Source organism: Candidatus Poribacteria bacterium, assembly GCA_021295715.1.
Classification (GTDB): Bacteria; Poribacteria; WGA-4E; order WGA-4E; family WGA-3G; genus WGA-3G.
Genome location: JAGWBV010000004.1, coordinates 29230 through 54408, shown reverse-complemented (window position 1 = coordinate 54408; position 25179 = coordinate 29230). Strand labels below are relative to the sequence as shown.

Sequence of the window (25179 nt, the reverse complement as noted above, 5' to 3'; positions counted from 1 at the left end):
CCTGCGGTTGTCTTGGAGTGGGAGGATGCAGTCGCTTATACCGTGTGGGCAGGCAAAAGGTTGCCAACAGAAGCGGAATGGGAGAAAGCCGCTCGTGGAACAGATGGACGTATTTGGCCCTGGGGAGATGAGTGGGACGGAACAAAACTCAGCGGAAATGATGGCACCGGACGCAAAGATGGCTATAAAGAGACCGCACCCGTTGGACAGTTTCCACAAGGTGCAAGCCCTTACGGGGCACACGATATGGCGGGCAATCTCTGGGAATGGGTGTCCGATTGGTATGATCCAAACTATTATCAGACCTCACCGCCTAATATCAATCCGAAGGGACCTGAGACCGGTGATGGACATGTTCTAAAAGGCGGCGGTTGGGCAGAGAATTTGGATTTCACCCGATGCGCCAGTCGTCTCGGTGGCGAGCCTGGTTCCCTCTTACGCGGGTTTCGATGCGTTATAGACGCGCCGCCTGGAGAGTAGTTTTAACAGGGGTTCCTCTAATAACGTATTAGGGATATATATTTTCTAAATCGTTAATAACAAAAGGTTTTATACGGTTTTCATGCGATCTGTAGTTCCAATGGCAAGATTTATGAAGTTTAAGTAATATTTTCCTAATTCTATACCATCGTAGGTTGGGTAGAACGGATGCCACCAAAACCGTAAAAAATCATAGAAAAACGGGTTTTCTCCATACACGTCCCATCAACGAGAGACGGAGTGAAACCCAACGCATTTGTCTGGAGTGTCGAGCCTCTGGCGGCGCGAAGTTGGGTTTCCCTGTGTTCTTGAGTGTATATGGCAGTATCTTGGATGTGACGTGTGTTTGAAACACCGACCTCTTCCTCTCAGCACCGTTCAACCCAACCTACGGGATCACAGAAATCCTAAATTGACATCTATCCTTGTGCTGTGCTATACTTTATAATAATCTAAGTTGCTACTCACAAGTTTTGGACGTTTAAAGAAAGTCTTTCAAGCACTCTCTACACCCCAGTGGAGGTTTTTGCGAATCAACGCTAAGGAACAATCAAAAAATTTGAAACGGATTATCACACACGCAAATCCAGACCTTGATGCCATTGTTAGCGCATGGATCGCCCAAGATTTCCTCTTCAAAGACCACGCGTCAGAGGTCCTGTTTGTGAGCCGAAAAGTGCCAGAGAAACTCATGTTGCATGCAGATTGTGTTGTGGATGTCGGAAATACATGCGTCCCTGAAAAATACCGATTCGATCACAAGCCTCCCGCATTTCAGAACAGAAACAGCACCTGTGCAACCCGACTCATCTGGGAATATTTACGCGACACCAGTGCCGATGTTGCACACCTTGAACCTTTGGTCCAGATTACATATCAAGGCGATACGCATCGGAATTCAGACGCACTCAAGCGGAGTCGAATTGACGGACCGCATGCGGAATTAGCCAAACTAAAATCAGAATATAAAGAGGTAACAGAGGTCTATCAACAGATGGTTCTCTGGCTGAGGAGTTATACAAAAAACTTATGAAACAATTTACATACCTACTCATTGCAGTATTTGCGATCGTCGCAATGCAAGCGCAACTCTCAAGTGCCGATGAATGGCACCAGTGGCGCGGGAAAGACCGCAAGGGTGTTTGGAACGAAACGGGAATCATTGAAGAATTTGAAGGTGAGCAGATTCCGCTGCGTTGGCGGGTTCGTATCGGAAGTGGATATAGCGGACCGAGTGTCGCTGATGGACGTGTCTATGTTACCGATCGGGTTACAAAGCCGAAACAGATCGAGCGTGTTCACTGTTTTGATTCGGAGACGGGTGAATCCATCTGGTCCTACACTTATGAATGCGTATACAAGATTGACTATACAGCAGGACCGCGTGCGACTGTGACTCTGCATGACGGATTCGCTTACGCCTTGGGTGCGATGGGACATCTGCACTGTTTTGACGCTGCTACGGGTGACATCGTATGGAAAAGAGATCTCAATGCCGAATATAATATTAATATGCCTATCTGGGGTATCGCGAGCGCGCCTATTGTTGAAGGAGAAAACCTAATCGTTCAAATCGGCGGCAAACCCGATGCCTGTATTGTGGCATTTGACAGGAAAACCGGTGAAGAAAAATGGAAAGCATTGGACGATAACGCCTCTTATTCAGCACCGATTGTTATCACGCAAGCAGGTGAACGCGTCCTTGTCTGTTGGACGGGTGCGAATATAGCGGGACTCAATCCACAGACCGGTGAAGTCTATTGGCTTTATCCGTTTCCACCCGAGAGTTTCGAGATAGCTATTGCTACACCTATTTTCGACCAGAATGAATTGTTCGTTACTGAGTTCCGTCAAGGCTCGCTTCTTCTGAAAGTGTCCCAGGATAAGTTGTCAGTAGAACTCGGCTGGCATCGTAAAGGCAAAAACGAACAGCATACCGATGCACTTCAGACGACGATGGCGACCCCTGTGCGTTTTGGGGATTACATCTACGGTGTCGATAGTTACGGTGAACTCCGCTGTCTGGATGCACGGAATGGGGATCGGATTTGGGAAGACCTCTCCGCCGTCAGGAAAGCGCGCTGGAGCAATATTCATCTCGTTAAACACCCTGTATCATCGGATAACAAGGTCTGGATGTTCAATGAACACGGCGAACTTCTCATTACAGAACTCTCTCCTGAAGGACTGAATATTATCAGTCGCGCCAAATTGATTGAACCGACACGCGATCAGTTGAACCGAAGAGGCGGTGTTACATGGGCACATCCCGCGTTTGCCTATAAACACGTCTTCATTCGGAACGATGAAGAACTCGTTTGTGCTAATTTGGAAAGATAGTAACTTTCTTCTTTTTTGCCGAAACACGTAGTCCGTAACGTAGTGGAGGACGGATATATTGAAAGGCACGTGAAAGTCCGAGCCAACGTTACTTATCCGCAAGGAATAATTAAAAAACCGCAAGGAATAATTAGGAACGTTTTTTCTTTTGAGTCAAAGATCATGAGCCTGAAACGTAGTGGAAGGCGGCTCTACGGAAGAGAACGTTAACTCCCATAGCACGCTAACCGAACCGCAAGGAACAATTAAATAATGGAAACGACCCGAATGCCGGAGGTAGATTTACGTCCCGGCGAACAACTGCACGGCTTTGAAGTCAAAGCCGTCACACCGATCGACGAATTGCGAGCGGTGACGATTGAATTAGCACATCAACATAGCGGCGCCCGCTTACTACATCTCTACACGGACGACACAGAGAACCTCTTCTCCATTAATTTTCCGACCCCACCATCGGACGATACAGGTGTCCCGCATATACTTGAGCACGCCGTCTTAGCGGGTTCACAGAAATACCCGGTTAAAGAACCGTTTTTTGAAATGATCAAGATGAGCATGGCAACCTTTATCAACGCCATGACCAGTTCAGATCATACTTACTATCCTGTAGCGAGCAATGTAAAGAAGGATCTCTTCAACTTAGCAGAAGTCTATTTTGATGCGGTATTCCATCCACTCCTCACGGAGGAGACCTTTAAGCGCGAAGGGCACCATCTCGCACCTGTTAATCCCGAAGATCCGACTGGCGATTTGAAGGTAACCGGTATCGTCTATAATGAGATGAAAGGGGTCTTCTCGGATCCAGAATCACTGTTGTATCGCGCAATGACGAGCCGACTCCTTCCAGATACGCTCTATGCCTGTGAGTCTGGTGGAGATCCCGATGCAATTCCGGATTTGACCTACGAGCAGCTGAAGAAATTCCACGAAACCTATTATCATCCGAGTAACAGTTACTTCTTCCTCTACGGTGATATCCCAACAAGCGACTATCTTTCCTTTCTCGCGGATAAACTGGATAAGATTCCGAGAAACGAGGCGAGTGCCGCCTTGCGACCCCTTAGTCCAGAAGTTACCCATCAGTCGAAATGGAAATCACCACAAGTTGTAATGGATACTTATCCTGTTGGCGCGGATGAACCCCTCACAGAGAAAACGTACCTGATGTTGAGTTGGTTCATCGGAGATGCGACTGATCCTGAAGAGGTAGTTTTGGGGCGTATTTTAAGTCTCATTCTTCTGGGCAATGAAGCTGCACCACTCCGAAAAGCGATTATCGATTCCAAACTCGGCGCGGATCTCGTCTATTCGGGTGCTGGTTCTATCGGGGCAGCGGCAACTTTCTACCTTCTCCTCAAGGGAAGTGAAACCGAGCGTGTCGAAGCGTTTACCGAACTCGTCACCGATACACTCACAGAGGTTGCGGATTCAGAGATTGATAGTGAGAAGGTGGAAGCCGCGTTCCAGCAAGCAACCTATCACTATCAAGAGGTTGCGTCGATGTTCCCGCTCCGCATGCTCCAACGTGTCATTGAGGGTTGGATATATGAGAAGGATTCAAACACCTTCCTGAAAATGGGGAAAACGCTCGCGGATGTCCGTCAGCAATGGCAGGAAAATCCAGCGATTTTCAATGAAGTCATCCGTAAGCGGCTTATTGAAAATCCACATCGTTTGACAAGCGTTCTATCTCCAGATAGAGACAAACAAGCAAAAACCGATGCCGAACTCGTCGAACAAATGAAGGAGATACGCGCACAACTCACGGATGAACAGGTGACACGGATTGCCGCGGATGCCGCTGAATTGGAACGTCTCAACGCACAACCGAATTCACCTGAAGCATTGGCGAAACTGCCGCAACTTCAGGTGAGCGATCTACCCGAAAAACCGAGACATATCCCGACAACGGTTCAGAACGTTGAGGGTCGTCCGCTTCTTCACAATGATGTCTTTGCCAATGGCGTTAACTATCTCGTCCTAAACTTCGATTTGCAAGGCTTGCCGGAGCATCTTTGGAGTTACCTACCGAGATACACCGATGCGATTAGCAAACTCGGTGCTGCCGATATGGACTACGCGGAGATAGCGCATCGGACATCGGCTGTTACCGGTGGGATCGGCTGTTCACCGGGATTCAGTACGCATGCTCTTGATACAAACCGCTCCTTGCAAAACATGCGTTTTCATCTCAAAGCACTTGATGGCAAAATCGACGAGGCACTTGATGTGCTCCATGACCTTGTCTTTGCTGTGAACCCGCGCGATACAGAACGCCTTCGTGATGTCTTGGTGCAGGCTGTTGCTGAATACCGGACGGAAATGATTCAGGACGGCTTGAATACAGCGATTCATCACGCTTCGCGAGGTCTGTCACCAGAATCACATCTCTCGGAAATTGTTTTTGGTCTTCCGCAACTCCACAACAGCGAAACGTTCCTCAACAATTTTGACGAACTTAACGCCGAGTTGATATGTCATATAGAAGCGATTCGCGACTTCCTGCTGACCCGCGGGCGCGTGACCGCGAGTTTCACGGGTTCCGATACCGCTTTTGAAACGACACGCACTAAACTTGGTGAGTGGCTCAGCGCGATGCGAGAGGAGTCGATTCCGTCAGAATCCATTGCGTTTCAACCGTTTCGGACACCGCCGAGAGAAGGATTAGCCGGTCCTATTCAGATTGCCTACTGTGCACACGTGATCCCGGCACCGCACTATTCGGATCCTGACTCAACGCTGCTCACTATCGGCGCACATATTCTGCGATTGGATTACATCATGAGCGAGATCCGCTTTAAAGGCAACGCTTACGGGGCATATTTCAACTACAGTCCGTTTGATGCGCAACTGTATCAAGCCTCATATCGCGATCCACACGTCGCACGGACGCTCAACGTCTTTGAACAGGCAGCCGACTACGTTAAACAGGTCCAATGGACACAGACAGACATTGATCGAGCGATTATCGCGACAGCGAAAACTGCTGAGAAACCAATTCGTCCGAGTCAAGCAGCGAGTGATGCGCTGAGTCAATACCTTGTAGGACAGACACGTGAGATGCGGGAAGAACGCTACGCGCAACTCCGACGTGCCACCCCTGCTGAGGTAAAACGGGCACTTCTGCAACTCTTGGAGGAAAACCGAGACAAAGCCGCGGTGTGTGTCGTTTCAAGTCGTGAAAAACTGGAAGCAGCAAATAACGAATTAGCACAACCGCTTGTCATTGAGGATATTATAGGCTAATTTAGTTACAGGCGTGGCGGAGCGTCTGCAAGGTGTAATGAATCACCCTTAAGTATAGCAATTTAGTAACCCATTTTTACAATAAACATGAGAGGAATCAAGATGATAAAGAGAATCGCAATTCTAACAGTGTTTACCCTTACTTTGACGGTGATCGCAGCGAGCGCGTCACAGCCAATCGGTTTCGAGAAGAACTGGCACCACTGGCGCGGACCTCACGCAACTGGTGTCGCAGTTGAAGCCAGTCCACCCACGACATGGAGTGAAACTGAAAACATCCGTTGGAAAGTCGCTATCCCCGGCATAGGACATGCCGCGCCAATTGTTTGGGAAGACAAAATTTTCATCCAAACCGCAATTAAGGGGGAAGCGTCGAAAGCAGAAGCCGAGGAATCAGGCGATGACAACCCGTTCAGCGGTTTCTTTAACCAAAGGCGTGGACGAGGGGCAGTTGAAAACGCCTACAAGTTTAATCTTATCGCCATCAATCGAAATGATGGGAGTATCCTCTGGCAGAAAACGCTGCGAGAGTTAAATCCCCATGAAGGCACGCATCAAGATGCCACTTTCGCTTCAAACTCTCCGGTCACCGATGGTGAGTTCATCTATGCTTATTTCGGTTCGCGCGGGCTTTACTGTGTGGATATGATGGGCAATGTGAAATGGGAAAAAGATGTTGGCACGATGTATAAACGCAATACCTTCGGAGAAGGGAGTTCACCTGTTCTTCACGGTAACACACTCGTTATTGTTCAGGACCATGAGGGTGATTCCTTTATTACCGCGCTTGACAAGCGGACAGGGGATGTGTTATGGAAGACCGACCGCAATGAAAGAACAACTTGGTTTTCACCGATTGTCGTTGAACAGGATGGGAAATATCAAGTGGTTACCGCAGGGACAAATCGTGTCCGTAGTTACGATTTGGAAACGGGTGAACTTTTGTGGGAAGGCGATGGGTTGACTGCGAATAGTATTCCTTCACCTGTCGCTGCTGACGGGTTCGTTTATCTGATGAGTGGTTTCCGAGGCAGTGACTTGAAGGCAGTCCATCTTGCAAAAGCAATGGGTGATATTAGCAGTTCAGGGGCAATTGTGTGGGAACACGGTCGGGATACCCCTTATGTTCCGTCGCCACTCCTCTATGGTGATATACTCTATTTCTTGAAAAGCAACGACGGTATCCTCACTGCTTTCAATGTTAAAACTGGTGAGGCGCACTACGGTCCGAAACGGTTACAGGGTGTTTCTGGGGTCTACGCTTCGATTGTTGGGGCATCGGATCGCGTTTACATCACCGGACGGAACGGAACCGTGAACGTTCTCCAGCACGGTCCCGAATTTACAATCATAGCGGAAAACACGTTGGACGATAGCTTCAACGCTTCACCTGCAGTTGTGGGTTCGGAGTTATTCCTCCGCGGCGGTCAGTATCTCTACTGTATCGCAGAATAGAAACGATTTTTCAATTGAGAGACTATAAGTTAGAGGCGGAGGTAAAACTCCGCCTCTTTCTGTAGGATCGATCTCCCGGCCGCGCTCTTCCTTGATTCATCGGAATACAGACAGCTGACTGCTACCTAATACGTCGCTCTTCCACCGCTGACATCGTAGCATTGCCCTGTCACGAAACTCGCCTCATCTGAAGCCAAGAAATTCACCACAGCCGCAACTTCTTCCGGTTTCCCGACACGTCCCAACGGAATTTTACCCACCATATAGTCAATCGTCGATTGCGCCATGCCTTCCAATATCGGTGTTTGGATCACCGCGGGGGATACGGCGTTCACACGGATGTTATAGTCGGTTACCTCTTTCGCCAGTGCTTTTGTCAGGCAGATGACCCCCGCCTTAGACACCGAATACGGGATGAGCGTCGGATTGCCCTCCTTGCCAGCAATTGAGGCAATGTTCACAATCCTCCCGTAATCCTGCGCAATCATCGGACGAATGACTGCTTTGCAGCAGAGAAAAACGCCTGTGAGATTTACACCCATCACGGCATCCCAATCCGATTCTTCTAAGTCGGTTAATGGCAGTGTCCGTCCCGCAATGCCGGCATTGTTGACGAGAATGTCAACACGACTAAAGGTGGAAATCACTTTTTCCACAGCGGCATTGACATCAGTAGATTGTGATACATCTGCCTGAACGGGTAATGCTTTGCGTCCAGTAGCCTCAATTTCCTGTGCTACCGCTTCAGCGGCTGCCATATTTAAATCCATGATACCGACATCTGCCCCAGCGTTTGCGAGTCTGATGGCAATCGCTTTGCCGATACCCTGTCCCGCGCCTGTCACAATCGCAATTTTATCCGTTAGATTCATCAAAATTTCTCCCTTCCAGAAAATCGTCTAATTCAATTCCGAACGCATCCGCTATCCTGTTGACGTAACAGAAAAACCCGACGACCTCCACAATAGCGAAGAGTGCCTCGTCAGTGAGTCCGTAACTACGCAGGCGTTCCAAGTCTGCTTGTGTAACAGTCGGTGCTGCATTCGTTACTTTGACGGCAAATTCAAGCATCGCTTTTGTGGTTTCGTCAATATCAGCCGTCTGAAAATCCGTTACAATCTGTGTAATCTGTTCGTCTGTGAATTGTTCCCGCAATTCATCGGCGTGTGCTATTATTCAGTAGTGGCATTCGTTCACTTTTGAGACGACGGTGGCGATCATTTCCCGTTGCATCCGACTCAATGGGCAGTCCGGGTCGTGCATCACGACTTTGTAGAGCTCAACGAAAGCACGCATACTTTTCGGTCGGGCACTGAAAAGTATGACGATATTGTAAAGTTGACCCGCCCGCGCAATCGCTGCGTCGTATTCCTCTTTCACGATCCCGGTGGCATCTGCCTCATCTACGGTTTGAATCCATGCCATATTTATTCTCCAATCACAACGCCGTATTCACCAACAACCGCGCCTTTGTGTCCGGTTTGGTAATGGAGGTGTCTTTCACCGACAATCGGTTGTGTGCTTTGCACTTCGACGGTGCCGCGCACTTTCCCCATTGCCTCCTCATCCATATCTACGCAGCAGAGTGGTTTAATTTGACGATGCACTTGCCGACGAATATGTCCCTCACGATTACGGACGATGACATTGACAAAGGCATCTGCTTCCCCGACGTTAAGGAATCGGAACCAATCCCAAGCACCCCCTGCGATTTCAGGGAAAAAAAGCCGAATACCAATCTGTCCACCCTCCACCGATGCGCCCGGTAAATCGATAATGGCTGTTCCACTATGCATGTGTCGTTCCGCGACAACCGGCTGATTGCTGCGCACTTCTACGGAGGAGTTTACTTTAATATCGTCTATGGGCGGTGTCCAGCACTCAAAAGGTCTCAGTCGATCGCGTTTTTTTGTCCATGTTGATCGTGCGTCGTCATCTTTCCGGGCAATCATCGTTACTTCTGCATCTTCTCTTCCAACGTTGACGATGACAACCCAATCTTGCCATGCGGGACCGACTTCTGGCAAAAAGAGCGTCCGAGGTGCATCCGAAATCACTTGTCCAAATTGTCCGACACTTGTTTTACCGCCTTGGTAGTGGAGATGGCGTTCACCGACAATCGGCTGTGAACTTTGCATCTCGACTGTGCCGGTAACGTTCCCCATCACACCTTCGTTGAGATCCCAACAGCAGAGTGGCTTGATGACATGATGGCGCTGTCTGAGGACATCGCCGTTCCTGTTTCTGACGGTGATGTTGACGTGCGCGTCTGCCTCACCGACGTTTAGAACCCGAAACCAATCATGAGCACCGGAGACCAATTCTGGGAAGAAGAGCCGCTGGCCGACTGTTCCGTATTCTGGAGCTGCGCCGATGAAATCCAGCACATTTGTGTCCTTGTGCATGTGTCGTTCTGCTACAATCGGTTGGTCGGCGGTGAACTGCATTGAGGAGTTCGTTTTAATCTCGTCAACGGGGGGTATCCAGGACTCGAAGGAACTAATTGTTTTTTCCGCAGACCACGTGGGTTGCCCGTTGTTGGCATGCCTCGCGATTCCGGTCACACGGGTATCTTCAGTCCCCACGTTTGTGACCTGGACCCAGTCTTGCCATTCGGGTCCTACTTCTGGAAAATAAAGGGTGGTTGCGCCTGGCATTGGTTCCTCCTGTATAAAGCCGAATGAGTGAAAACATAAAGTCGTAAAGCGCGCCAGAAAGTTATGAGTGCTGTGGTGAAAACCTCTGTTACTATTTTAACTTGCATTTATTATAATTTTCCACTACAATTTCGGTCAATGCCACTTGGCTTATGCCTATATCGGGCAATTTGTCTGCTTTGAAAAGGGGCACGATTTGGACATAGCGAAATGGTTTTCAGGATTCCAACACATATCACATCTTGAGGAGAACGTTCAATGGCAGCGAAAAAACTCTCAGACGCTGAAATTCAGAAAAACTTGGGACAACTCAACGGTTGGACGGTAGAAGACGGTAAGTTACACAAGGAATTCCAGTTTGATACCTTTGTTACAGCGTTCGGTTTCATGGCACAACTCGCCTTAATCGCCGAATCCATGAACCACCACCCTGAATGGTTCAATGTCTATAACCGTGTGACGATTGACCTAATGACCCACGATGCGGGTGGCATCAGTGACCTCGATTTTCAGTGGGCAAAGCACGCAGATTCGATTCGCGGTTAATCCGGTTTTCTATAGGTAGATGACATAACCGGCATTGGAGAGACGTATGGATAATACGAAGGTTTTGATTGGCAGTCGGCAAGCACCCGAAATTGAGGGAATGCTATCGGATGTTCCCCCAGGGGTTGAGGTGCACTTTTTACCACGCGGTGCGTCTTTGCGTGACCACATCGCCGATGTTGGTATTTTGTTTGGACACGTTAGCGAAGATGCTATGCCAGAAGCAACGGCATTGCGTTGGGTGCACCAACCGCATGCTGGGGTTGAAGGATTTATGTATCCTGCTTTCAAGGCGAGTGATGTTACACTCACCAACTGTCGAGGCTTGTATGGCACACAGATTGCGGAGCACGCCTTTGCGCTCCTTTTATCCATCACCCGTCGGATTCCCGATCAATTGGAATTTATGAAGACGAAACATTGGGAACGTGTTCCATGCATCGAACTGGCGGGAATGACAATGGGCATACTCGGGTTGGGTGGCATCGGACGAGCAATCGCGGCACGCGCACAGGTGTTTGAATTTAATGTCATTGCCGCTGACGTAGAGCCAATCGACAAACCTGATACCATATCAGAATTCTTTCGTTTGGATGGGTTGATGGAGTTCTTGGCGAAGTCCGACGTCCTCATGGTATGCTGTCCGAGTACCCCTGAAACACATAAACTCCTATCAGATGCGCAATTTAATCAGATGCCTGATGCGAGTTACCTCGTGAATGTCAGTCGTGGAAAAGTTGTTGACGAAACGGCGTTGGTAACCGCACTTCGGAGCGGGAAATTAGCGGGGGCGGGATTGGACGTAACGTATACAGAACCGTGTCCACCGGATAACCCACTGTGGGAACAGCAGAATGTCATTCTGACCTCACATAGCGCAGGTGCCTCGCAGCACATTCGGAGACGTGCCATGCAACTCTTTATTGACAATCTACATCGTTACGTAAAGGGTGATCCCTTAGTCAACGTCGTTGACAAGCAGAAGGGATACTAAATCACAACACAGAAATGGAGAGAAAATGAGTCAAAAAACGTATCGTGCAGCAGCAATCGGTCATACCGGTGCCGGCAACTTCGGACATGGACTCCATACCCCATATAAAAATATAGAGAACGTCGAATTTATCGCTGTCTCTGATCCGAACGAAGAGGGTAGAGAAAAGGCAGCAGCAGAAGCAGGTGCCTTACGCAGTTACGCCGATTACCGAGAAATGCTTGAGAAAGAGGATCTTGATATTGTGAGCGTCTGTCCGCGTTGGACCTCGGAGCACGTTGCTATGACAACTGCGTGCCTTGAGGCGGGATGCAGCGTCTATAGCGAGAAGCCGATGACGAGTACGCTCGCCGATGGAGATATAATCGTTGAGACAGCAGAAGCACGCGGGCTAAAGGTCGCTGTGGCGCATCAGGCGGTCTATCTTCCGGCGACACATGCAATCAAACAGATGCTCGACGATGGGAAAATCGGCACCATCCAAGCCATTCATGCCAGCGGCAAGCAGGACCATCGCGGGGGTGGTGAGGATATGATTGTTCTCGGCACCCACATTTTTAACATGATGCGTTTCTTCGTCGGTGATGTCGCATGGATGCAGTCTCATGTCACAACGAACGGCAAGGAGATTGCATACGGCGACGACCACGAACCCACAGAACCTGTTGGACCCGTCGCCGGTGATTCCATCAACAGTTACTTTTCTTTCAAAAACGGTGTCTCTGGCTTTTTTGAATCTCGGAGAGATCAGGCTGGTTCTGGCAGATACGGCATGGAAATCGTCGGCAGCGAAGGGATTTTCTCGCTCCGCGGTGATGTCGCAAACCGACTCATGGTTTATCCGTATCCAGTTCTGCTCCCTTCAAATCCGGATCAGGAGTGGGAGGCAATTGACTTAGACCAAACACCTTTCTCCAGCGGCAATGAACTCGCGATTCGCGATCTGATTGATGCGATTGAGAACGACCGAAAACCGATCTCCGCGGCAGCAGACGCTGTTGCTGCCTTGGAAATGATCCTCGGTGCCTACGAGTCTCAACTGTCAGGAGGACGCGTCCCCTTCCCAATCGCAAACCGCGAGCATCCTTTGAGCAGATAACTCTATAACCCTTATGGCGGGGTTACTCACCCCGTCTTTTCCTATCCCGGTATTATCTTCCGAACACCGTTTTCATACTGCACCTGATAATCGGAATCTGGCACATCCATTGCACGAACAGCAAGCTCACCGAACGTAATCAAGGGTTCGGAAAGTAGAAGCAGTTCATCGAGCGATTCGGTCGGTGTTTTATCTGTTGTATCCAACACAATCTTACGCCCACTCTGGGTAAACAGAGATTTGTCAATCTCCTCCTGAAAAAGATGGTTAAGCGTTGGGATGTCGGCTTCCTTGATAATCTGATATTCGTGTGGGTCTGTTGCCATTCGTTCCTTAATCGCGTCATCACTGGCAGTGACGTGGATCATCACGACATCCGGCAACCGTGCTTCAATCACTTGTGTTTCATAGCCGCGTTGCGCATTGATGTGATACTTCGAGTAGTATGTGCTTTCTGGATCATCGCCATAGAAGGACGAGTAAACCAATTCCTCAATATGCCATCCCGCGATGAGGGTGTTCGGATAGTTTTTTATGACTTCAACGTGATACTGAAGCTGCATCCGCTGCATCCGTTCCTTCACATCGTCTGGAAAATGTATATACGCCGCTCTCGATTCCGGGCTGAGCGTTGAATCCGGAATGGTAAAGTGATCGTCAACGTGAACCCTCAATTTCCGGTGTTGGTAATAGCTGGTCATCAGGTCTACCAATGTTGATTTTCCGGCATATTCGATCCCCACAAAAATACATCTCATAAGAAAATACCTCGCTATTGGAATTGGCGTGAATGGATAACGTCCTGCAGTTTATCTGTCTTTATATCTATCATGAAACAGGAAAAGTGTCAAGGAGTTATTCCTGATCTGATCCCTTGACAATGGCACATTTGCAAGGTATAATACTTTAATCTGAACGGTTTTAACACAAGGAGGCACAGATGGAAAAAATTCAGATCGTCAAAATCCAAAATCCGGAATACGGAGACACCTATACTGTCCACATCGAAAAAAATGGTGCAGGATGGATAGGACAGATACGGGAGGTTCCCGAGGTGCAGTGTAAAGGAAACACACCGGAAGCAATACTGAAAATCCTCAAAACTGAACTCCACGAAATCCTCATAGCGCGTGCAGATGCCTGGGATAAGCAGATTGAGGAAGATATAAAAGCCGGGCGACTGGATCATCTTGTTGAAAAAGCCCTTGAAGATTTGCGGGCGGGCAGGTGTAAAGATCTATAAAACTACTCCTGAGTTTTGGGCACATTATCAAGGACTACCACGATGGATTCAACAACTTGCAGATGAAAAATTTGAACTGTTGAAGCGAGATCCAAGACATCCATCCTTAAATCTCAAAAAGATTGGTACCTGTTGGGTAGCAAGAGTTGGCATTAACTACCGAACCTTGGCACGCGAATAAGATGGGATCCTCGTTTGGTTTTGGATTGGCAGACATGACGAATACGAGCGACAGATCCGGTCCGCCTTTTAATAAGTCATGCGCGTGAGATTTTATTCAACCCAAGGAGGTCCACATGGGAAAAATTCAGACCGTCGAAATCTACTATTCAGAATACGAGACAACCTATACCGCCCACATCCAAAAGAACGGCGACGGATGGATAGGATGGATACAAGAACATCCGAAGGTGAAGTGTGAGGACAGAACGCAAGAGGCATTGCTCGAAACCCTTGAAAACACGCTTTATGAAACGTTAGAAGCCGACTGGGAAGCCTGGGATAGACAGTTGGAAGAGGATGATAAAACGGGTAAACTCGACAAACTTGAGGGGAACGTCCTTGAGGATTTACGGGCAGGTAGGTGCAAAGATTTATAAAACGAATCAACTTTAAAATTATTTCACAAATAATATACCATGATAACAATTGGCAATCTTAACATTCCTAATTTCCCACTGTTGCTCGCACCCATGGAAGATGTGAGCGATCCACCTTTTCGCGCCGTCTGCAAAGAGAACGGTGCCGATCTTATGTACACGGAATTCATCTCTTCCGAAGCACTCATCCGCGATGCCGCACCGAGTGTCGCAAAGTTAGACATATTTGAGATGGAGAGACCCATTGGGATCCAAATTTTTGGGCACAATATCGATTCCATGCGCGCTTCTGTCGAAATTACTGAGAAGGTCCGACCCGACATTATTGACATCAACTATGGCTGTCCCGTTAAGAAGGTTACCTGTAAAGGTGCCGGTGCGGGTATCCTGCAAGACATCCCCAAGATGGTGAAAATGACTGCCGAGATGGTGAAAGCCACGGATCTACCTGTAACCGTTAAAACGCGACTCGGTTGGGATGATAAAACGAAGTATGTCGTTGAAGTCGCGGAGCGACTACAGGATGTCGGTATCCGCGCGATTGCTATTCACGGCAGGACCCGGCGACAGATGTATAAGGGGGACGCCGACTGGACACTCATCGGTAGAATCAAAGACAACCCGCGTATGACGATTCCTGTCTTCGGCAACGGTGATGTCGATAGTCCGCAAAAGGCAGCACGGATGCGGCAACAATACGGTGTTGACGGTATCATGATAGGACGCGCAGCGATCGGCTACCCATGGATTTTCAATGAGGTAAAACACTATTTCGCAACCGGCGAGTTGCTCCCACCGCCTTCAATAGATGAACGTATTTCAGTTTTTAGAAAGCACCTCGATTTTTCTATCAAATGGAAGGGCTTAAAGCTCGGTATCCTTGAGATGCGCCGACACTATAGCAACTATTTTAGAGGCATCCCACATGTTAAGCCCTTTCGCTATCGTCTTGTCACATGCGATAGTTACGACGGTGTGTTGGAGATCGTGGCAGAACTCCGCACGCATGCTCTCATGTTGGCTGCTGCATAGCACGGAGTCGGGATTCGGAGATCCCTCCTACAAGAGAACTAAATTCCCCCAAGAAGTTTCCAAAAAACGCTTGACTCGAAAGCCGAATAATATTATCATATAACAAAATAATATCTCCGCAGTAAAGGACTCTGAATGGACAAAATACCCTTTATGAAACTCAGTGGTGCAGGCAACGACTTTGTCATTATCAATAATTTGGCGGGAATCGTTGATAGCACCGATACAGATTTTGTGAAAAAACTCTGCCAACGCCGTATGTCGGTCGGAGCGGACGGGGTTCTCCTCGTCGAAAAGGCGGACGGTGTCGATTTTCGTATGCGCTACTTCAATGCCGATGGCGGTGAGGTGGAAACCTGTGGAAACGGCGCACGGTGTATCTCCAAATTCGCCTATCTGAACGGCATAGCGTCTGAACAGATGCGATTTCTGACGAACGCTGGGATTTATGAATCCGAAATAGTCGGTGAGAGCGTTAAAGTGCGTATGAGCGATCCTACGGACATACGGCTCAATGTTCCACTCCAATTGGCGGATGGAATGCACACAGTCGGATTCGCGAATAGCGGGGTGCCTCACGTTGTTTTCTTTGTAGAGGATTTGGAAGAAATGGATGTCTTTGACTTAGGACAGCAGACGCGGTATCACGATGATTTCATGCCCGCTGGTACGAACGCCAATTTTATCCGTATTCAGTCGCCAGGTTTGATTGATATCCGGACGTATGAGCGCGGCGTTGAAGACGAAACGCTCGCGTGTGGAACGGGGTCAATCGCTTCTGCTATTGTTGCTGCGACGTTGGGAAAAGTAGAATCCCCCGTTGCTGTGAAAACGGCGAGTGGGGTCGAATTGAAGATTCATTTCGATGTAGAGAACGGTGAGGCACGAAACGTTTATCTTGAAGGCGATGCTCGTGTTATCTTCGTCGGTGAACTCACAACGGACGCATGGAATTACTAAACGCGCGGAAATAGCGGTCAGCCATCGGTTGTCGGCAGTCGGTAAAGAGGACCTCTGATTCCGAATAGTTTCCGATAGCCAATACGATGAAACGCTGACAGATGCATGGTGGTTAGTTATCAGTTAAGAGAGGGTTGGACAAATTCCCTCTTTAACCGATAACCGATAACTAAAAACTTTAACCATTAACTCGCCTCCGTTATAAGTGTTAAGGCACGAGTTGATGGTTAAAACTCTGAAAAGGAGGGTTTACATGTTTCAAGGCTCTTACGTTGCACTCGTCACACCCTTTAAGGACGATGAATCGCTTGACGAAGCGAAACTCAAGGAACTGATTCAATTTCAGCTTGACGGCGGCACACACGGCATCGTCCCGTGTGGCACAACAGGTGAATCCCCCGCGCTGTCTGAGGATGAGCATGATAAGGTGATAGAACTCACTGTTGAAACTGTAAATGGGCAGGTGCCTGTTATCGCGGGTACCGGATCCAACTCAACAACACGCACCTTGCGCGCAACAGAGCATGCCAAAGCCGCAGGTGCGGATGCCGCTCTGATTGTTACCCCCTATTATAACAAACCGACCCAAGAGGGTTTGTATGCCCACTATATGAAGATCGCTGACACAGTGGACATCCCGATTGTCGTCTACAATGTTCCGGGACGTTGCGGGACCGACATCCTGTCACCCACGATTGCCCGACTTGCTGAACATCCAAACATCGTCGCGCTCAAGGAAGCGACGGGTGAACTCAAACGCGCCAGTGAGGTTGTCGATTTGTGCCCTGATGATTTCGTTGTGCTTTCAGGGGACGATGTGAACACGTTGCCGATACTTGCGGTCGGGGGGAAAGGCGTGATTTCGGTTGTGGCGAACGTTGCCCCGGCAGATGTCGCAGAGATGTGCAACGCTTTCCACGCGGGGAACCTTGAACTTGCCCGCAAACTCCACTACAAAATGTTGTCGTTGGCGGTGGATCTCTTTATTGAGACGAACCCGATTCCTGCGAAAACCGCGCTCCAACTGATGGGGAAACTCAATGGAAAATTGCGGTTGCCACTCGCACCAATGGTTCCTGCGAACCTTGAATCCCTACGGAACACGCTTTCAGAATCAGGGTTGATTTAAATGACTCGATTTTGGGCAATTGTTCGTTCGGGCTGTTATGCCTGAACGAACAATTGCCCATTATTGTTGTAGATTCTATTGCTTCGGGATGTTAGAGAAGTAATAAAATCTTGTTTTTTCCTCGGCAGTGTATTGTAAGAGGTTTCCAATCATGAGTTATAGCAATTTCACTTTGGAATCAGTGTTAGCGGCGTTTCAACTAAAGAAGGTTGAAACCGCAGGCACCTTCTCTGAAATAGAGCCGATCGTTCCAAGTGCCTATCTGACAGCAGGGTTGGCAAAAAAGGTGCCTTTGGCAGCTGCTATTGGAACTGAGAAAGCACGTTCTGAACTCATTGTGGCGGATGTACTGGTTGAACTCCGGGAGAAGTTCAACGACCGTATCAGTTTCTTTTCTGGAGTCGATTTCAGTGTTGACCTTGAGAGTGGATTGGTGGATACCTGCGATTTTTTAGTGAGCCTGTCACCAGGACAGCTTTTTTTAGAGGCACCCATTATCGTTCTTGTTGAAACAAAGAAAGACGATCCTAAACTCGGACTTGGGCAGTGTGTTGCCGAGATGATTGCTGCCCAACGTTTTAACGCTGAAAAGGGGAATAACATCCCCTCTGTTTATGGAGCTGCTACCACAGGGACAGAATGGCAGTTCCTGAAATTAAAGGAAAAGCATCTACAGATTGATATTGAAATCTATTCAATTCAGCAGTGTGAGAAAATTCTTGGTATCCTTTCGAGCATGGTAAACCAAGGAGTGTGAAGAGTTGACATTTACCGCTGATACGCTTCTGGCAACAGTCGATGCACAGTATCAATCACCAACTGCTCAACCCCAGGGGCAAATCGGTTCGGTGGACCGAAATAGAGCATAGCACCGCCTCCCTCATAGCCGCCCTCAGCTAATACCCGCTCCGACGGAATATAGCACGGAAACGCGTTTGCATACGCACCTACCCAGAGGCGTTCGGCATCTAATTCACTTTTCAAACGCAGCGAATAATCGACAACCACTTCACTCGCAAGGAAAACAATGGCGAGTTCCTCGCCGAACCTCCACGCTTGGACCGGATAAGAAAGTTCCGTCTGTAGCGGGAGTCCTGCCTGTAAGCGTTCGAGATGTTTTTGGGCGTGGTAGGCATCGGAACCCCCAGCCGCTACGCGTGCCTCCCACTCTTCACGGGTCGGTAGTGTATCAAACGGCAGATTAACTCGCTCAAATACGCCAGTCGGCACACTGGTGAGCGGTTTCGCCTCTTTCTTCAGGAGACGTTGGACTTCCTCTGAGAGTGCTTCTCCATGTGCTTTCGCATACGCAAGACGGGTACTGAAGACCTCTTCTTTTCCATCCGGCATCGGCATCATCCGTGATTCAGGGTTCGCATCGGCACCACATCCGATGGAGATTAAAGCGGTTACACCGGGGAGAGCGTCTTGGAGGGCGTCTTGGGCAAACCCTGCCCAGTCGCCGCAGATATGATTATCTGTGCCTGCCAATGTCGTGCAATGGCAGGCGTAACTTGCCCACACGGCGCGTAATGTACCGTCCAGACTTGTGATTTGCATACACGGTAAGGAGTGGTCTACCGGACCGCCTTCGGTGCGTCGATTTTTTGCAAAACTGAGTTCCCCGATGCTCCAACTTAAACGCGATGGCTCGCGATTTGCGATTGCCTCCAAAGCAACGGCTTCCATCCAATCCTTGAATTGGGCGGTGTACCGGTTTATCGTCTCCTGATGCGCAGGAGGTATATCGGTACTAAACAGGAAAGGTGCGGCGTTTGTTAGGCACGGTGCACTGTGTGTATGTGAAAAGCATGCCGCGAAATGTGCACGCGAGATTCCGGTTTTCTCCTTGATTCGGTCAGAAATTTCCTCAGTCAATTCATCCGGTAAGCCGCAGTTTTCGACCGTTACTAACACAACAGGGTCATCTGCGTCGCTGCCGATAGCGAGTGCCTTCGCCCAAATTCGCTGAATGATACCATCGGATTCTGCGCGACGACTCCCGTAACCGCTGAGTCGAATCGGATAATCTGGCGTAATATCTACTTGGGCAACACCAACCGGAATAACGTTGTTTCTATCTGCCATGCGAGTTTACCTCCGTGAATTAGAAGCGTAGGGTGAATGCAAATAAGTGTTTGTAGGATTCATAGGTGAAATTTCCGAGTATCATGGTGTATTCCAAATATGTGGTTCCAAGCCTGAGTCCCACTCCGAATGAAAACTGGGGCGTTACATGTGTGAGTCTGACGCCGAGTCTGAGTGCCACAGCTTTTGGCACTGTTCCAGCCCATGTTTTCTGAAATTCGCTGCCAACGGCGAAACTTATTCCTTTTTGCCCAAAGTCGCGCCAAATATCCGTTGCGACTGTAATCCATGCCAGAGGTTCATAAGCGGCACCGATACCGACTCGGAAAGGGAGAGGCTCCACTAAGTCTGCGCGCAGGAGATTTTCAAAAAGGACACCTACCAGCAGTGGTGGGTTCGTCTGATTGGCGGTAAACCGTATCGGATGTTGAAACCCAATGTCCAGCTCTAATCGGTTGACTGTTCTCTCAAGTGTCGGTTGGCGTTCATGGACGATGTCCCGGACTCTGTCCCCGAATTGTAATTCTTCAACGATCGCCTCAATCAGTTCTTCAGGTGCATCTACATCTACTTCAGGTCCGTGGCGTGCTTTCAAATTTACAGTTGAGATTGCTGTTCCTCGATTTACAACTTGCTTTAACACTTTAAGGCGCATACCCGCTGCTGATTTTCCGATTTCGCGGCTGAATCCTATGACCCAGTTCCTTTCTTGGAGTAGGTTGTAGCGTGTGAATAGATCCGTTGTAGCGGAAAATTGCCGTGCGTTTCGACGATATTCGGCATAGGTGCTTTCAAGTGTGAAGTCCGCAAAATTTACAAATTTTGCGTCATATCCGATACTCGCACCCCATTTACCGAATGTGTGTGAATAGTAGAACGTTGGCGAAATGTCAATATTGGCTTCAGCCGCAAATTGCACAGTGCCATGTTTCGGTAGTTCTGCCCAGTGAATATTTTCAGCCGCAGCACCGAACGCGAGATTATGGTGTTTTACATGCACAAGCGATGCTGGATTCCCAAATATGCCTGCGTCCTCTGCAGACGTTGCGATACGAGTGCCGCCCATCCCAGCAATTCGGAGCATCTCATTCGCCATGCTCACTGAGGGTATCACAGCCGCTAAGATGTGAAGCACTAAGATCGTGGTGAAGTAGTGCTTCGATGCTCTATTGTGAATCCACACTCATCACCTCAGCGAAAATATCCTCCAACGTATGTTTCACCCCACGAAGTTGGCGAAGTTGGACACCTGTATCGTAAGCAAGTTTGAAGAAAAATGTTGTTTCTGTCTGATCCTGACGTGCCGACGTAACGCGCAGGCGTTTATCGGGATGCAGTTCAACCTGAAAATTGTGGCGTTCCAAAGTGGTGATATAAGCCTTACTGTCACCGACTATCTTCAGATCGAAAGAGTGTCCTTTGTTCTCTTTGAGTTCCTCTATCTGTCCTTGAATAGCAACACTCCCGTGTGATAGGGCAATTATCTCTTGACATGCGAATTCCACATCGGGGAGCAGATGTGAGGACAAGATGACGTTGATGTTTTTGTCGGTCGCTATATCTTTGACGAGTTCGAGCATCTCTTCTCTACTGCTTGTATCCATCCCATTTGTTGGTTCATCAAGAAGTAAGAGTGTCGGATCATGGACCAGGGCTTGTGCTAACTTCACACGTTGTTTCATACCTGTGGAGTATCCATCCACGGTTCGATACCGTTCTTCATCTAAACCGACGTAATAAAGCACCTCGTGTGCGCGTTGCAGCGCATCGCGTCTCGGCATTCCACAGAGTTCTCCGGCATAAGATACGAGTTGGACAGCGTTCATACCCGGTATCAAACATTCGTCTTCCGGCATGTACCCAATCTGTTTCCGAATTTCAAATGGGTTCGCTTGTACATCCAAACCAAATACAGTGGCTGTGCCTTCGTTCGGCTTGACGAAACCGAGGAGTGTCTTAATCAGTGTGCTTTTCCCCGCACCATTCGGTCCGAGTAAACCGACAGCGCCGCCTTGGACCTGTAATGAAAGGTTGTCTAAGGCGGTTGTCGTCCCAAATGAAAGTGAGACATTTTTTACTTCAATCAACATATTTACAGATTGACCCTAAATAAAAAGGAAAAAATAATTTAGTAATTTCTGATAAACAATTCTTTCCCTTTTGCCGCGTTCTCTTTTCGGTAATTGTTCATCCCGTATTGTAACGTCCATTCCTGAATTTCAGCGAAATCAAAGAGTTCCCTGATGACGGGCGAGTCGTCGTATGTAATCAACCACCTGTGTGGACACTTTCGTATATTTTCAGCGAATTTTACGTGATCAAAAGTAGTGTGTAGTGTGCCTCTCACACCGTATAGTTTTGATTCAGTTGCCTTCCAGTAGGGCGGATCGAGAAAAATAAATACGTCGGGGTCTCCGTCTTGGAAAAGTGAATTGGTATAATCTCCATTCGTGATTTTGACTCCGGAAAGATATGGACAAATGTTTTTCACACGTTCAATAGATGAATCCGTAAAACGCTTCTCGTAAGCGGATTGTGAATACCCTCCAGAATCCACTGTGCCAGAAAAGGTAATGCGATTGAGCACAAAGAAGCGTACAGCCCGTTGAAACTCGCAGAGGAGTTCTCGGTTTTGGTTCAGTTCATCTTTCGTTTTTGTTAATTCTTCAAATAAGTTTCGCCCGTTTGTCGAAGTTGTGCGTTTCTCTCTGAGTGCGTCAACTAAGCTGGACCCATGATCTCTTACCTGTTTCCAGAAGCAGTAGAGGTCATAATTAAGGTCGTTAATCCAATAGGACTTGATATGGCTTTGAAAAAGACTTCGGATTGCAAAAAAGACCGAACCTCCGCCAACGAAAGGTTCGCGAAATTCCGATATATTCGCCGGAATCAGCGGCAGAATCTGTTTTAGAGCACGTGATTTACCACCGGGATATCGTAGTGGACTTTTCGCTAATTTACGCATGACGACCTGTTATCCATATTTGTAATTTCTTGTTTTCACTTGCTTCTTGATTGAGTGAGATGAGTCTTTTTTGATATGTTTGGGTCAAACGATTTTCTGCACAGAAATTGTACACATCCTCTGTAACGCACGGCAGGAGTAAACTACCGATAAGATTCCCTGTTAATTTCAATCGGGTGGTAAACTCGATATTTGTTTTTTCATCAATTGCCACTTCTTCCATATTCGCAAAAAGAATCAATTTGAACAGACCGTCTTTGATGTCATCTTCAGACGGAAGTTTTCCTTTGCTACTGTTTTTAGATTCTTGTATAACTAACTGGTCATTCTCCCAGTAAACTTCATCAGCGGTTAAAAAATACTGCCCACCAAGATAGTTTGAGATGTCGAAAACGCCTTTAGTATTTTCTTCAAGAGATTCTAAGACATGCGTTGTTATGGATTCTCTATGGGCGGCTTCGTAGGAGCGTGGGAGACTTGCCTCTTTAAAGGATACTAAACTGAAATGACCGTCTACCTTAAATTTTTCAAGGGTCTGTAGGTGATTTTTGGGACTGTGAACGGCGACGTTTCTCTCCTGAGATATTTTCTTGTATCCATCAACTGCGTTCAGGTAAATTGACTCAAAGTCTTTCTCAAAGTGTGTCGTGTTCCAATGTAGCGCGGTCATCTGATACCGACTCACATCAAGCAATTTTTCGCGGACACTCCGAACATTCATGATCTGATTAGTGATTCGGTCGGTTGTCTCTGGTTTCCTCTCTGCATCTTCATACCACGCTAAGATAATGTAGATATTCAGGAGATTCATCCATGAGAATGTGATAAAGTTAATCCTGTCATTATTCTGCGTACCCGCTCCCTCATCTTTGATAATTGGAATGATTGTAACCTTTTTTGTATTGAAGTGGAATGTGTTATAAATCCGTGCGAAGGGGTAAGAGCGTGTCCGTTTCGGCGAAACCCATTTTGAAAAAGCCAGATTATTTCCTGATGTTCCCAAATCAATTAGTCCATACGCCTGCGCTTGGTTCACATCAAATTGCGGTATATCATACGCTTCAAATCTCTCTGGGTTAAGATACGGTGTATATGTTGCATCTCTTATGAAGCCTTTCAAAAAGAGTGTCCCCATCAAATGCCTCCACGTTAGAGCAGGTTACGAATGATTGCCTCAGACCATACTATTCATTTTAAGTAGTGTTCGTTGTTAGAAACAGCGGGACGAAAGGTTCTTTTTACACGCGGACCTATCTGCGTTAAGATTTCATAGGGAATTGTTCCAGAGCACTGGGCAATTTCATCAACCGTAATTTCTTCGTTTCCCTGCTTACCGATCAGCACGACTTCATTACCAATAGATACCTCGTCTGAAGGTTCCAACTGCACCACACTCACATCCATGCAAACCTTCCCAATAATCGGACGACGCATCCCAGCAATCAACACCTCGCCGATACCAGAGAGCGAGCGCGGATAACCGTCACCGTAGCCTATTTGCACCGTTGCCACGCGGGTTTGATAGGGCGCTGTGTATGTCAACCCGTAGCTGACACCTTCGCCTTCTGAAATAGAGCCTGTCCAACCGATATGTGTCTTCCATGTAAGTGCAGGTTTTAATGCGATAGGTTTTTCAGTTGCGGGATAGATACCGTATAGACTCAAACCGGGACGGACGGCATCGAAGTGGGATTCAGGCACCGCCAGCGACGCTGCACTGTTCGCCGTGTGCATCATTTTCCCGTTATTGTCCGCAAGCAGAGATGACAACCGATTTAGCTGAACAGAAACAAAACTTTTATCTGCCTCGTCCGCGGTGGCAAGGTGTGTAAAAAGACCTTCGACTTCAAGTCGTGGGAGTGTCTTCAATCTCCTCAGAAACTGCTGTGCTTCCGTCCAGTACACACCACTCCGATTCATTCCAGTGTTCACATTGATGTGAACTTTCGTAGGTGTGACCTCTGAAGAGACTGCGTTCAATGCGCTGGCGAATTCCCAATCCCCTATCGTTGGTATCAGACTCAATTCAACGATCTGTTCAACCTGTGTAGGCAAGCAACTAAAGAGGATAAGAATCGGTTTGTGAATACCCGCTTGACGGAGTGCGATTCCTTCTTCAACCGTTGCGACTGCAAACATATCAGCAACTGGACACAGCGTTTCTGCTACAGGCACTGCACCATGACCATAAGCATCTGCTTTCACGACGGCAATCAACTGTTTACCTGTGTGTCTCTTGATTGCTTCAGCATTATGTTTGATTGCCAGCAGATCAATTTCTGTGTGTGTTCGGAAATAGGGCATGTTGTTTGTTACCTTGCTGCGTCAACACAAAAATTATACCAC

Annotated in this window: 25 protein-coding genes and 1 pseudogene; 14 read left to right on the top strand and 12 right to left on the bottom strand. The window is 48.1% G+C overall.

Going from position 1 to position 25179, the window contains the following annotated elements; all coding sequences use genetic code 11:
- On the top strand, positions 1-480 hold a 480-nt coding region (locus J4G07_02510), incomplete at its 5' end, for an SUMF1/EgtB/PvdO family nonheme iron enzyme (protein ID MCE2412851.1).
- Positions 481-670: 190 nt separating this feature from the next.
- Here J4G07_02510 and J4G07_02505 read toward each other — a convergent pair.
- Positions 671-835: a hypothetical protein gene (locus J4G07_02505; protein ID MCE2412850.1), complete on the bottom strand. Its 165-nt coding sequence runs from the start codon at positions 833-835 to the stop codon at positions 671-673.
- 204 nt (positions 836-1039) lie between these two features.
- Between J4G07_02505 and J4G07_02500 the strand changes: the two genes are divergently transcribed.
- The 4 genes from J4G07_02500 (at position 1040) to J4G07_02485 (ending at position 7521) form a co-directional block, all read left to right on the top strand.
- The gene (locus J4G07_02500) at positions 1040-1513 is read left to right on the top strand and encodes a hypothetical protein (protein ID MCE2412849.1); all 474 of its coding nucleotides are present in this window, start codon (positions 1040-1042) and stop codon (positions 1511-1513) included.
- A complete protein-coding gene (locus J4G07_02495; protein ID MCE2412848.1) occupies positions 1510-2820 on the top strand; it encodes a PQQ-binding-like beta-propeller repeat protein in 1311 nt (436 codons plus the stop codon). The genes J4G07_02500 and J4G07_02495 overlap by 4 nt, the downstream gene beginning before the upstream one ends.
- 252 nt (positions 2821-3072) lie before the next feature.
- Positions 3073-6066, top strand: coding sequence for an insulinase family protein (locus tag J4G07_02490; protein ID MCE2412847.1), 2994 nt, complete (start codon positions 3073-3075; stop codon positions 6064-6066).
- A 102-nt stretch (positions 6067-6168) separates the two neighbouring features.
- Complete coding sequence (locus J4G07_02485) at positions 6169-7521, top strand: PQQ-like beta-propeller repeat protein (GenBank protein MCE2412846.1); 1353 nt, start codon at positions 6169-6171, stop codon at positions 7519-7521.
- A 125-nt stretch (positions 7522-7646) separates the two neighbouring features.
- Here J4G07_02485 and J4G07_02480 read toward each other — a convergent pair whose 3' ends face one another.
- From J4G07_02480 to J4G07_02465, 4 genes are read right to left on the bottom strand one after another with little or no spacing between them, the layout of a single operon-like run.
- Entirely contained in the window at positions 7647-8393 is a 747-nt protein-coding gene (locus J4G07_02480; GenBank protein ID MCE2412845.1) for an SDR family oxidoreductase, read from the bottom strand.
- The gene (locus tag J4G07_02475) at positions 8377-8676 is read right to left on the bottom strand and encodes a peroxidase (protein MCE2412844.1); all 300 of its coding nucleotides are present in this window, start codon (positions 8674-8676) and stop codon (positions 8377-8379) included. Before J4G07_02475 ends, J4G07_02480 begins: the two co-directional genes overlap by 17 nt.
- 21 nt (positions 8677-8697) lie before the next feature.
- Entirely contained in the window at positions 8698-8946 is a 249-nt protein-coding gene (locus J4G07_02470) for a carboxymuconolactone decarboxylase family protein (protein ID MCE2412843.1), read from the bottom strand.
- A 2-nt stretch (positions 8947-8948) separates the two neighbouring features.
- Positions 8949-10178, bottom strand: coding sequence for a hypothetical protein (locus tag J4G07_02465; GenBank protein MCE2412842.1), 1230 nt, complete (start codon positions 10176-10178; stop codon positions 8949-8951).
- Positions 10179-10436: 258 nt separating this feature from the next.
- On the opposite strand from J4G07_02465, the gene J4G07_02460 reads away from it, so the two are divergent.
- The 3 genes from J4G07_02460 to J4G07_02450 are packed head-to-tail and all read left to right on the top strand — an operon-like array spanning position 10437 to position 12817.
- A complete protein-coding gene (locus J4G07_02460) occupies positions 10437-10724 on the top strand; it encodes a 4a-hydroxytetrahydrobiopterin dehydratase (GenBank protein ID MCE2412841.1) in 288 nt (95 codons plus the stop codon).
- A gap of 46 nt (positions 10725-10770) precedes the next feature.
- Complete coding sequence (locus tag J4G07_02455) at positions 10771-11718, top strand: D-2-hydroxyacid dehydrogenase (GenBank protein MCE2412840.1); 948 nt, start codon at positions 10771-10773, stop codon at positions 11716-11718.
- A 25-nt stretch (positions 11719-11743) separates the two neighbouring features.
- Positions 11744-12817: a Gfo/Idh/MocA family oxidoreductase gene (locus J4G07_02450; GenBank protein ID MCE2412839.1), complete on the top strand. Its 1074-nt coding sequence runs from the start codon at positions 11744-11746 to the stop codon at positions 12815-12817.
- 41 nt (positions 12818-12858) lie between these two features.
- Here J4G07_02450 and J4G07_02445 read toward each other — a convergent pair whose 3' ends face one another.
- Positions 12859-13575, bottom strand: coding sequence for a hypothetical protein (locus J4G07_02445; GenBank protein ID MCE2412838.1), 717 nt, complete (start codon positions 13573-13575; stop codon positions 12859-12861).
- Between the two features lie 182 nt (positions 13576-13757).
- Here J4G07_02445 and J4G07_02440 point away from each other — a divergent pair, with 182 nt between their 5' ends.
- From J4G07_02440 to J4G07_02415, 6 genes and pseudogenes are all read left to right on the top strand, one after another.
- Positions 13758-14060 carry a hypothetical protein gene (locus J4G07_02440; GenBank protein ID MCE2412837.1) on the top strand — a complete coding sequence of 101 codons (303 nt, stop codon included), beginning with the start codon at positions 13758-13760 and terminating at the stop codon, positions 14058-14060.
- Between the two features lie 296 nt (positions 14061-14356).
- Positions 14357-14548 (top strand): annotated as a pseudogene (locus tag J4G07_02435) (hypothetical protein).
- Positions 14549-14698: 150 nt separating this feature from the next.
- A complete protein-coding gene (dusB, locus tag J4G07_02430) occupies positions 14699-15691 on the top strand; it encodes a tRNA dihydrouridine synthase DusB (protein ID MCE2412836.1) in 993 nt (330 codons plus the stop codon).
- Positions 15692-15826: 135 nt separating this feature from the next.
- Positions 15827-16651: a diaminopimelate epimerase gene (locus J4G07_02425; GenBank protein MCE2412835.1), complete on the top strand. Its 825-nt coding sequence runs from the start codon at positions 15827-15829 to the stop codon at positions 16649-16651.
- Positions 16652-16904: 253 nt separating this feature from the next.
- Positions 16905-17780 (top strand): 4-hydroxy-tetrahydrodipicolinate synthase, encoded by an 876-nt coding sequence (locus J4G07_02420; GenBank protein MCE2412834.1) that lies wholly within the window; start codon positions 16905-16907, stop codon positions 17778-17780.
- A gap of 151 nt (positions 17781-17931) precedes the next feature.
- Entirely contained in the window at positions 17932-18537 is a 606-nt protein-coding gene (locus tag J4G07_02415) for a hypothetical protein (GenBank protein ID MCE2412833.1), read from the top strand.
- Positions 18538-18548: 11 nt separating this feature from the next.
- On the opposite strand, the gene J4G07_02410 is transcribed toward J4G07_02415, so the two are convergent.
- The 6 genes from J4G07_02410 to alr are packed head-to-tail and all read right to left on the bottom strand — an operon-like array spanning position 18549 to position 25137.
- Positions 18549-19868, bottom strand: a complete 1320-nt coding sequence (locus J4G07_02410) for a neutral/alkaline non-lysosomal ceramidase N-terminal domain-containing protein (GenBank protein ID MCE2412832.1) — start codon at positions 19866-19868, stop codon at positions 18549-18551.
- 19 nt (positions 19869-19887) lie between these two features.
- Positions 19888-21051, bottom strand: coding sequence for a hypothetical protein (locus J4G07_02405; GenBank protein ID MCE2412831.1), 1164 nt, complete (start codon positions 21049-21051; stop codon positions 19888-19890).
- Positions 21035-21958: an ABC transporter ATP-binding protein gene (locus J4G07_02400; GenBank protein ID MCE2412830.1), complete on the bottom strand. Its 924-nt coding sequence runs from the start codon at positions 21956-21958 to the stop codon at positions 21035-21037. Before J4G07_02400 ends, J4G07_02405 begins: the two co-directional genes overlap by 17 nt.
- A gap of 38 nt (positions 21959-21996) precedes the next feature.
- Entirely contained in the window at positions 21997-22833 is an 837-nt protein-coding gene (locus tag J4G07_02395; GenBank protein MCE2412829.1) for a DNA adenine methylase, read from the bottom strand.
- The gene (locus tag J4G07_02390) at positions 22826-23968 is read right to left on the bottom strand and encodes a hypothetical protein (GenBank protein ID MCE2412828.1); all 1143 of its coding nucleotides are present in this window, start codon (positions 23966-23968) and stop codon (positions 22826-22828) included. Before J4G07_02390 ends, J4G07_02395 begins: the two co-directional genes overlap by 8 nt.
- Before the next feature lie 53 nt (positions 23969-24021).
- Positions 24022-25137, bottom strand: a complete 1116-nt coding sequence (alr, locus tag J4G07_02385; protein ID MCE2412827.1) for an alanine racemase — start codon at positions 25135-25137, stop codon at positions 24022-24024.
- Positions 25138-25179 lie beyond the last annotated feature (42 nt).

Coding starts and splice junctions, on each gene's coding strand:
- J4G07_02400 (MCE2412830.1), bottom strand. CDS start 21,958: ATGTTGATTGAAGTAAAAAATGTCTCACTTTCATTTGGGACGACAACC.
- J4G07_02440 (MCE2412837.1), top strand. CDS start 13,758: ATGGAAAAAATTCAGATCGTCAAAATCCAAAATCCGGAATACGGAGAC.
- J4G07_02390 (MCE2412828.1), bottom strand. CDS start 23,968: ATGGGGACACTCTTTTTGAAAGGCTTCATAAGAGATGCAACATATACA.
- J4G07_02445 (MCE2412838.1), bottom strand. CDS start 13,575: ATGAGATGTATTTTTGTGGGGATCGAATATGCCGGAAAATCAACATTG.
- J4G07_02420 (MCE2412834.1), top strand. CDS start 16,905: ATGTTTCAAGGCTCTTACGTTGCACTCGTCACACCCTTTAAGGACGAT.
- J4G07_02460 (MCE2412841.1), top strand. CDS start 10,437: ATGGCAGCGAAAAAACTCTCAGACGCTGAAATTCAGAAAAACTTGGGA.
- J4G07_02425 (MCE2412835.1), top strand. CDS start 15,827: ATGGACAAAATACCCTTTATGAAACTCAGTGGTGCAGGCAACGACTTT.
- J4G07_02480 (MCE2412845.1), bottom strand. CDS start 8,393: ATGAATCTAACGGATAAAATTGCGATTGTGACAGGCGCGGGACAGGGT.
- J4G07_02410 (MCE2412832.1), bottom strand. CDS start 19,868: ATGGCAGATAGAAACAACGTTATTCCGGTTGGTGTTGCCCAAGTAGAT.
- J4G07_02395 (MCE2412829.1), bottom strand. CDS start 22,833: ATGCGTAAATTAGCGAAAAGTCCACTACGATATCCCGGTGGTAAATCA.
- J4G07_02465 (MCE2412842.1), bottom strand. CDS start 10,178: ATGCCAGGCGCAACCACCCTTTATTTTCCAGAAGTAGGACCCGAATGG.
- J4G07_02470 (MCE2412843.1), bottom strand. CDS start 8,946: ATGGCATGGATTCAAACCGTAGATGAGGCAGATGCCACCGGGATCGTG.
- dusB (MCE2412836.1), top strand. CDS start 14,699: ATGATAACAATTGGCAATCTTAACATTCCTAATTTCCCACTGTTGCTC.
- J4G07_02485 (MCE2412846.1), top strand. CDS start 6,169: ATGATAAAGAGAATCGCAATTCTAACAGTGTTTACCCTTACTTTGACG.
- J4G07_02495 (MCE2412848.1), top strand. CDS start 1,510: ATGAAACAATTTACATACCTACTCATTGCAGTATTTGCGATCGTCGCA.
- J4G07_02455 (MCE2412840.1), top strand. CDS start 10,771: ATGGATAATACGAAGGTTTTGATTGGCAGTCGGCAAGCACCCGAAATT.
- alr (MCE2412827.1), bottom strand. CDS start 25,137: ATGCCCTATTTCCGAACACACACAGAAATTGATCTGCTGGCAATCAAA.
- J4G07_02450 (MCE2412839.1), top strand. CDS start 11,744: ATGAGTCAAAAAACGTATCGTGCAGCAGCAATCGGTCATACCGGTGCC.
- J4G07_02415 (MCE2412833.1), top strand. CDS start 17,932: ATGAGTTATAGCAATTTCACTTTGGAATCAGTGTTAGCGGCGTTTCAA.
- J4G07_02490 (MCE2412847.1), top strand. CDS start 3,073: ATGGAAACGACCCGAATGCCGGAGGTAGATTTACGTCCCGGCGAACAA.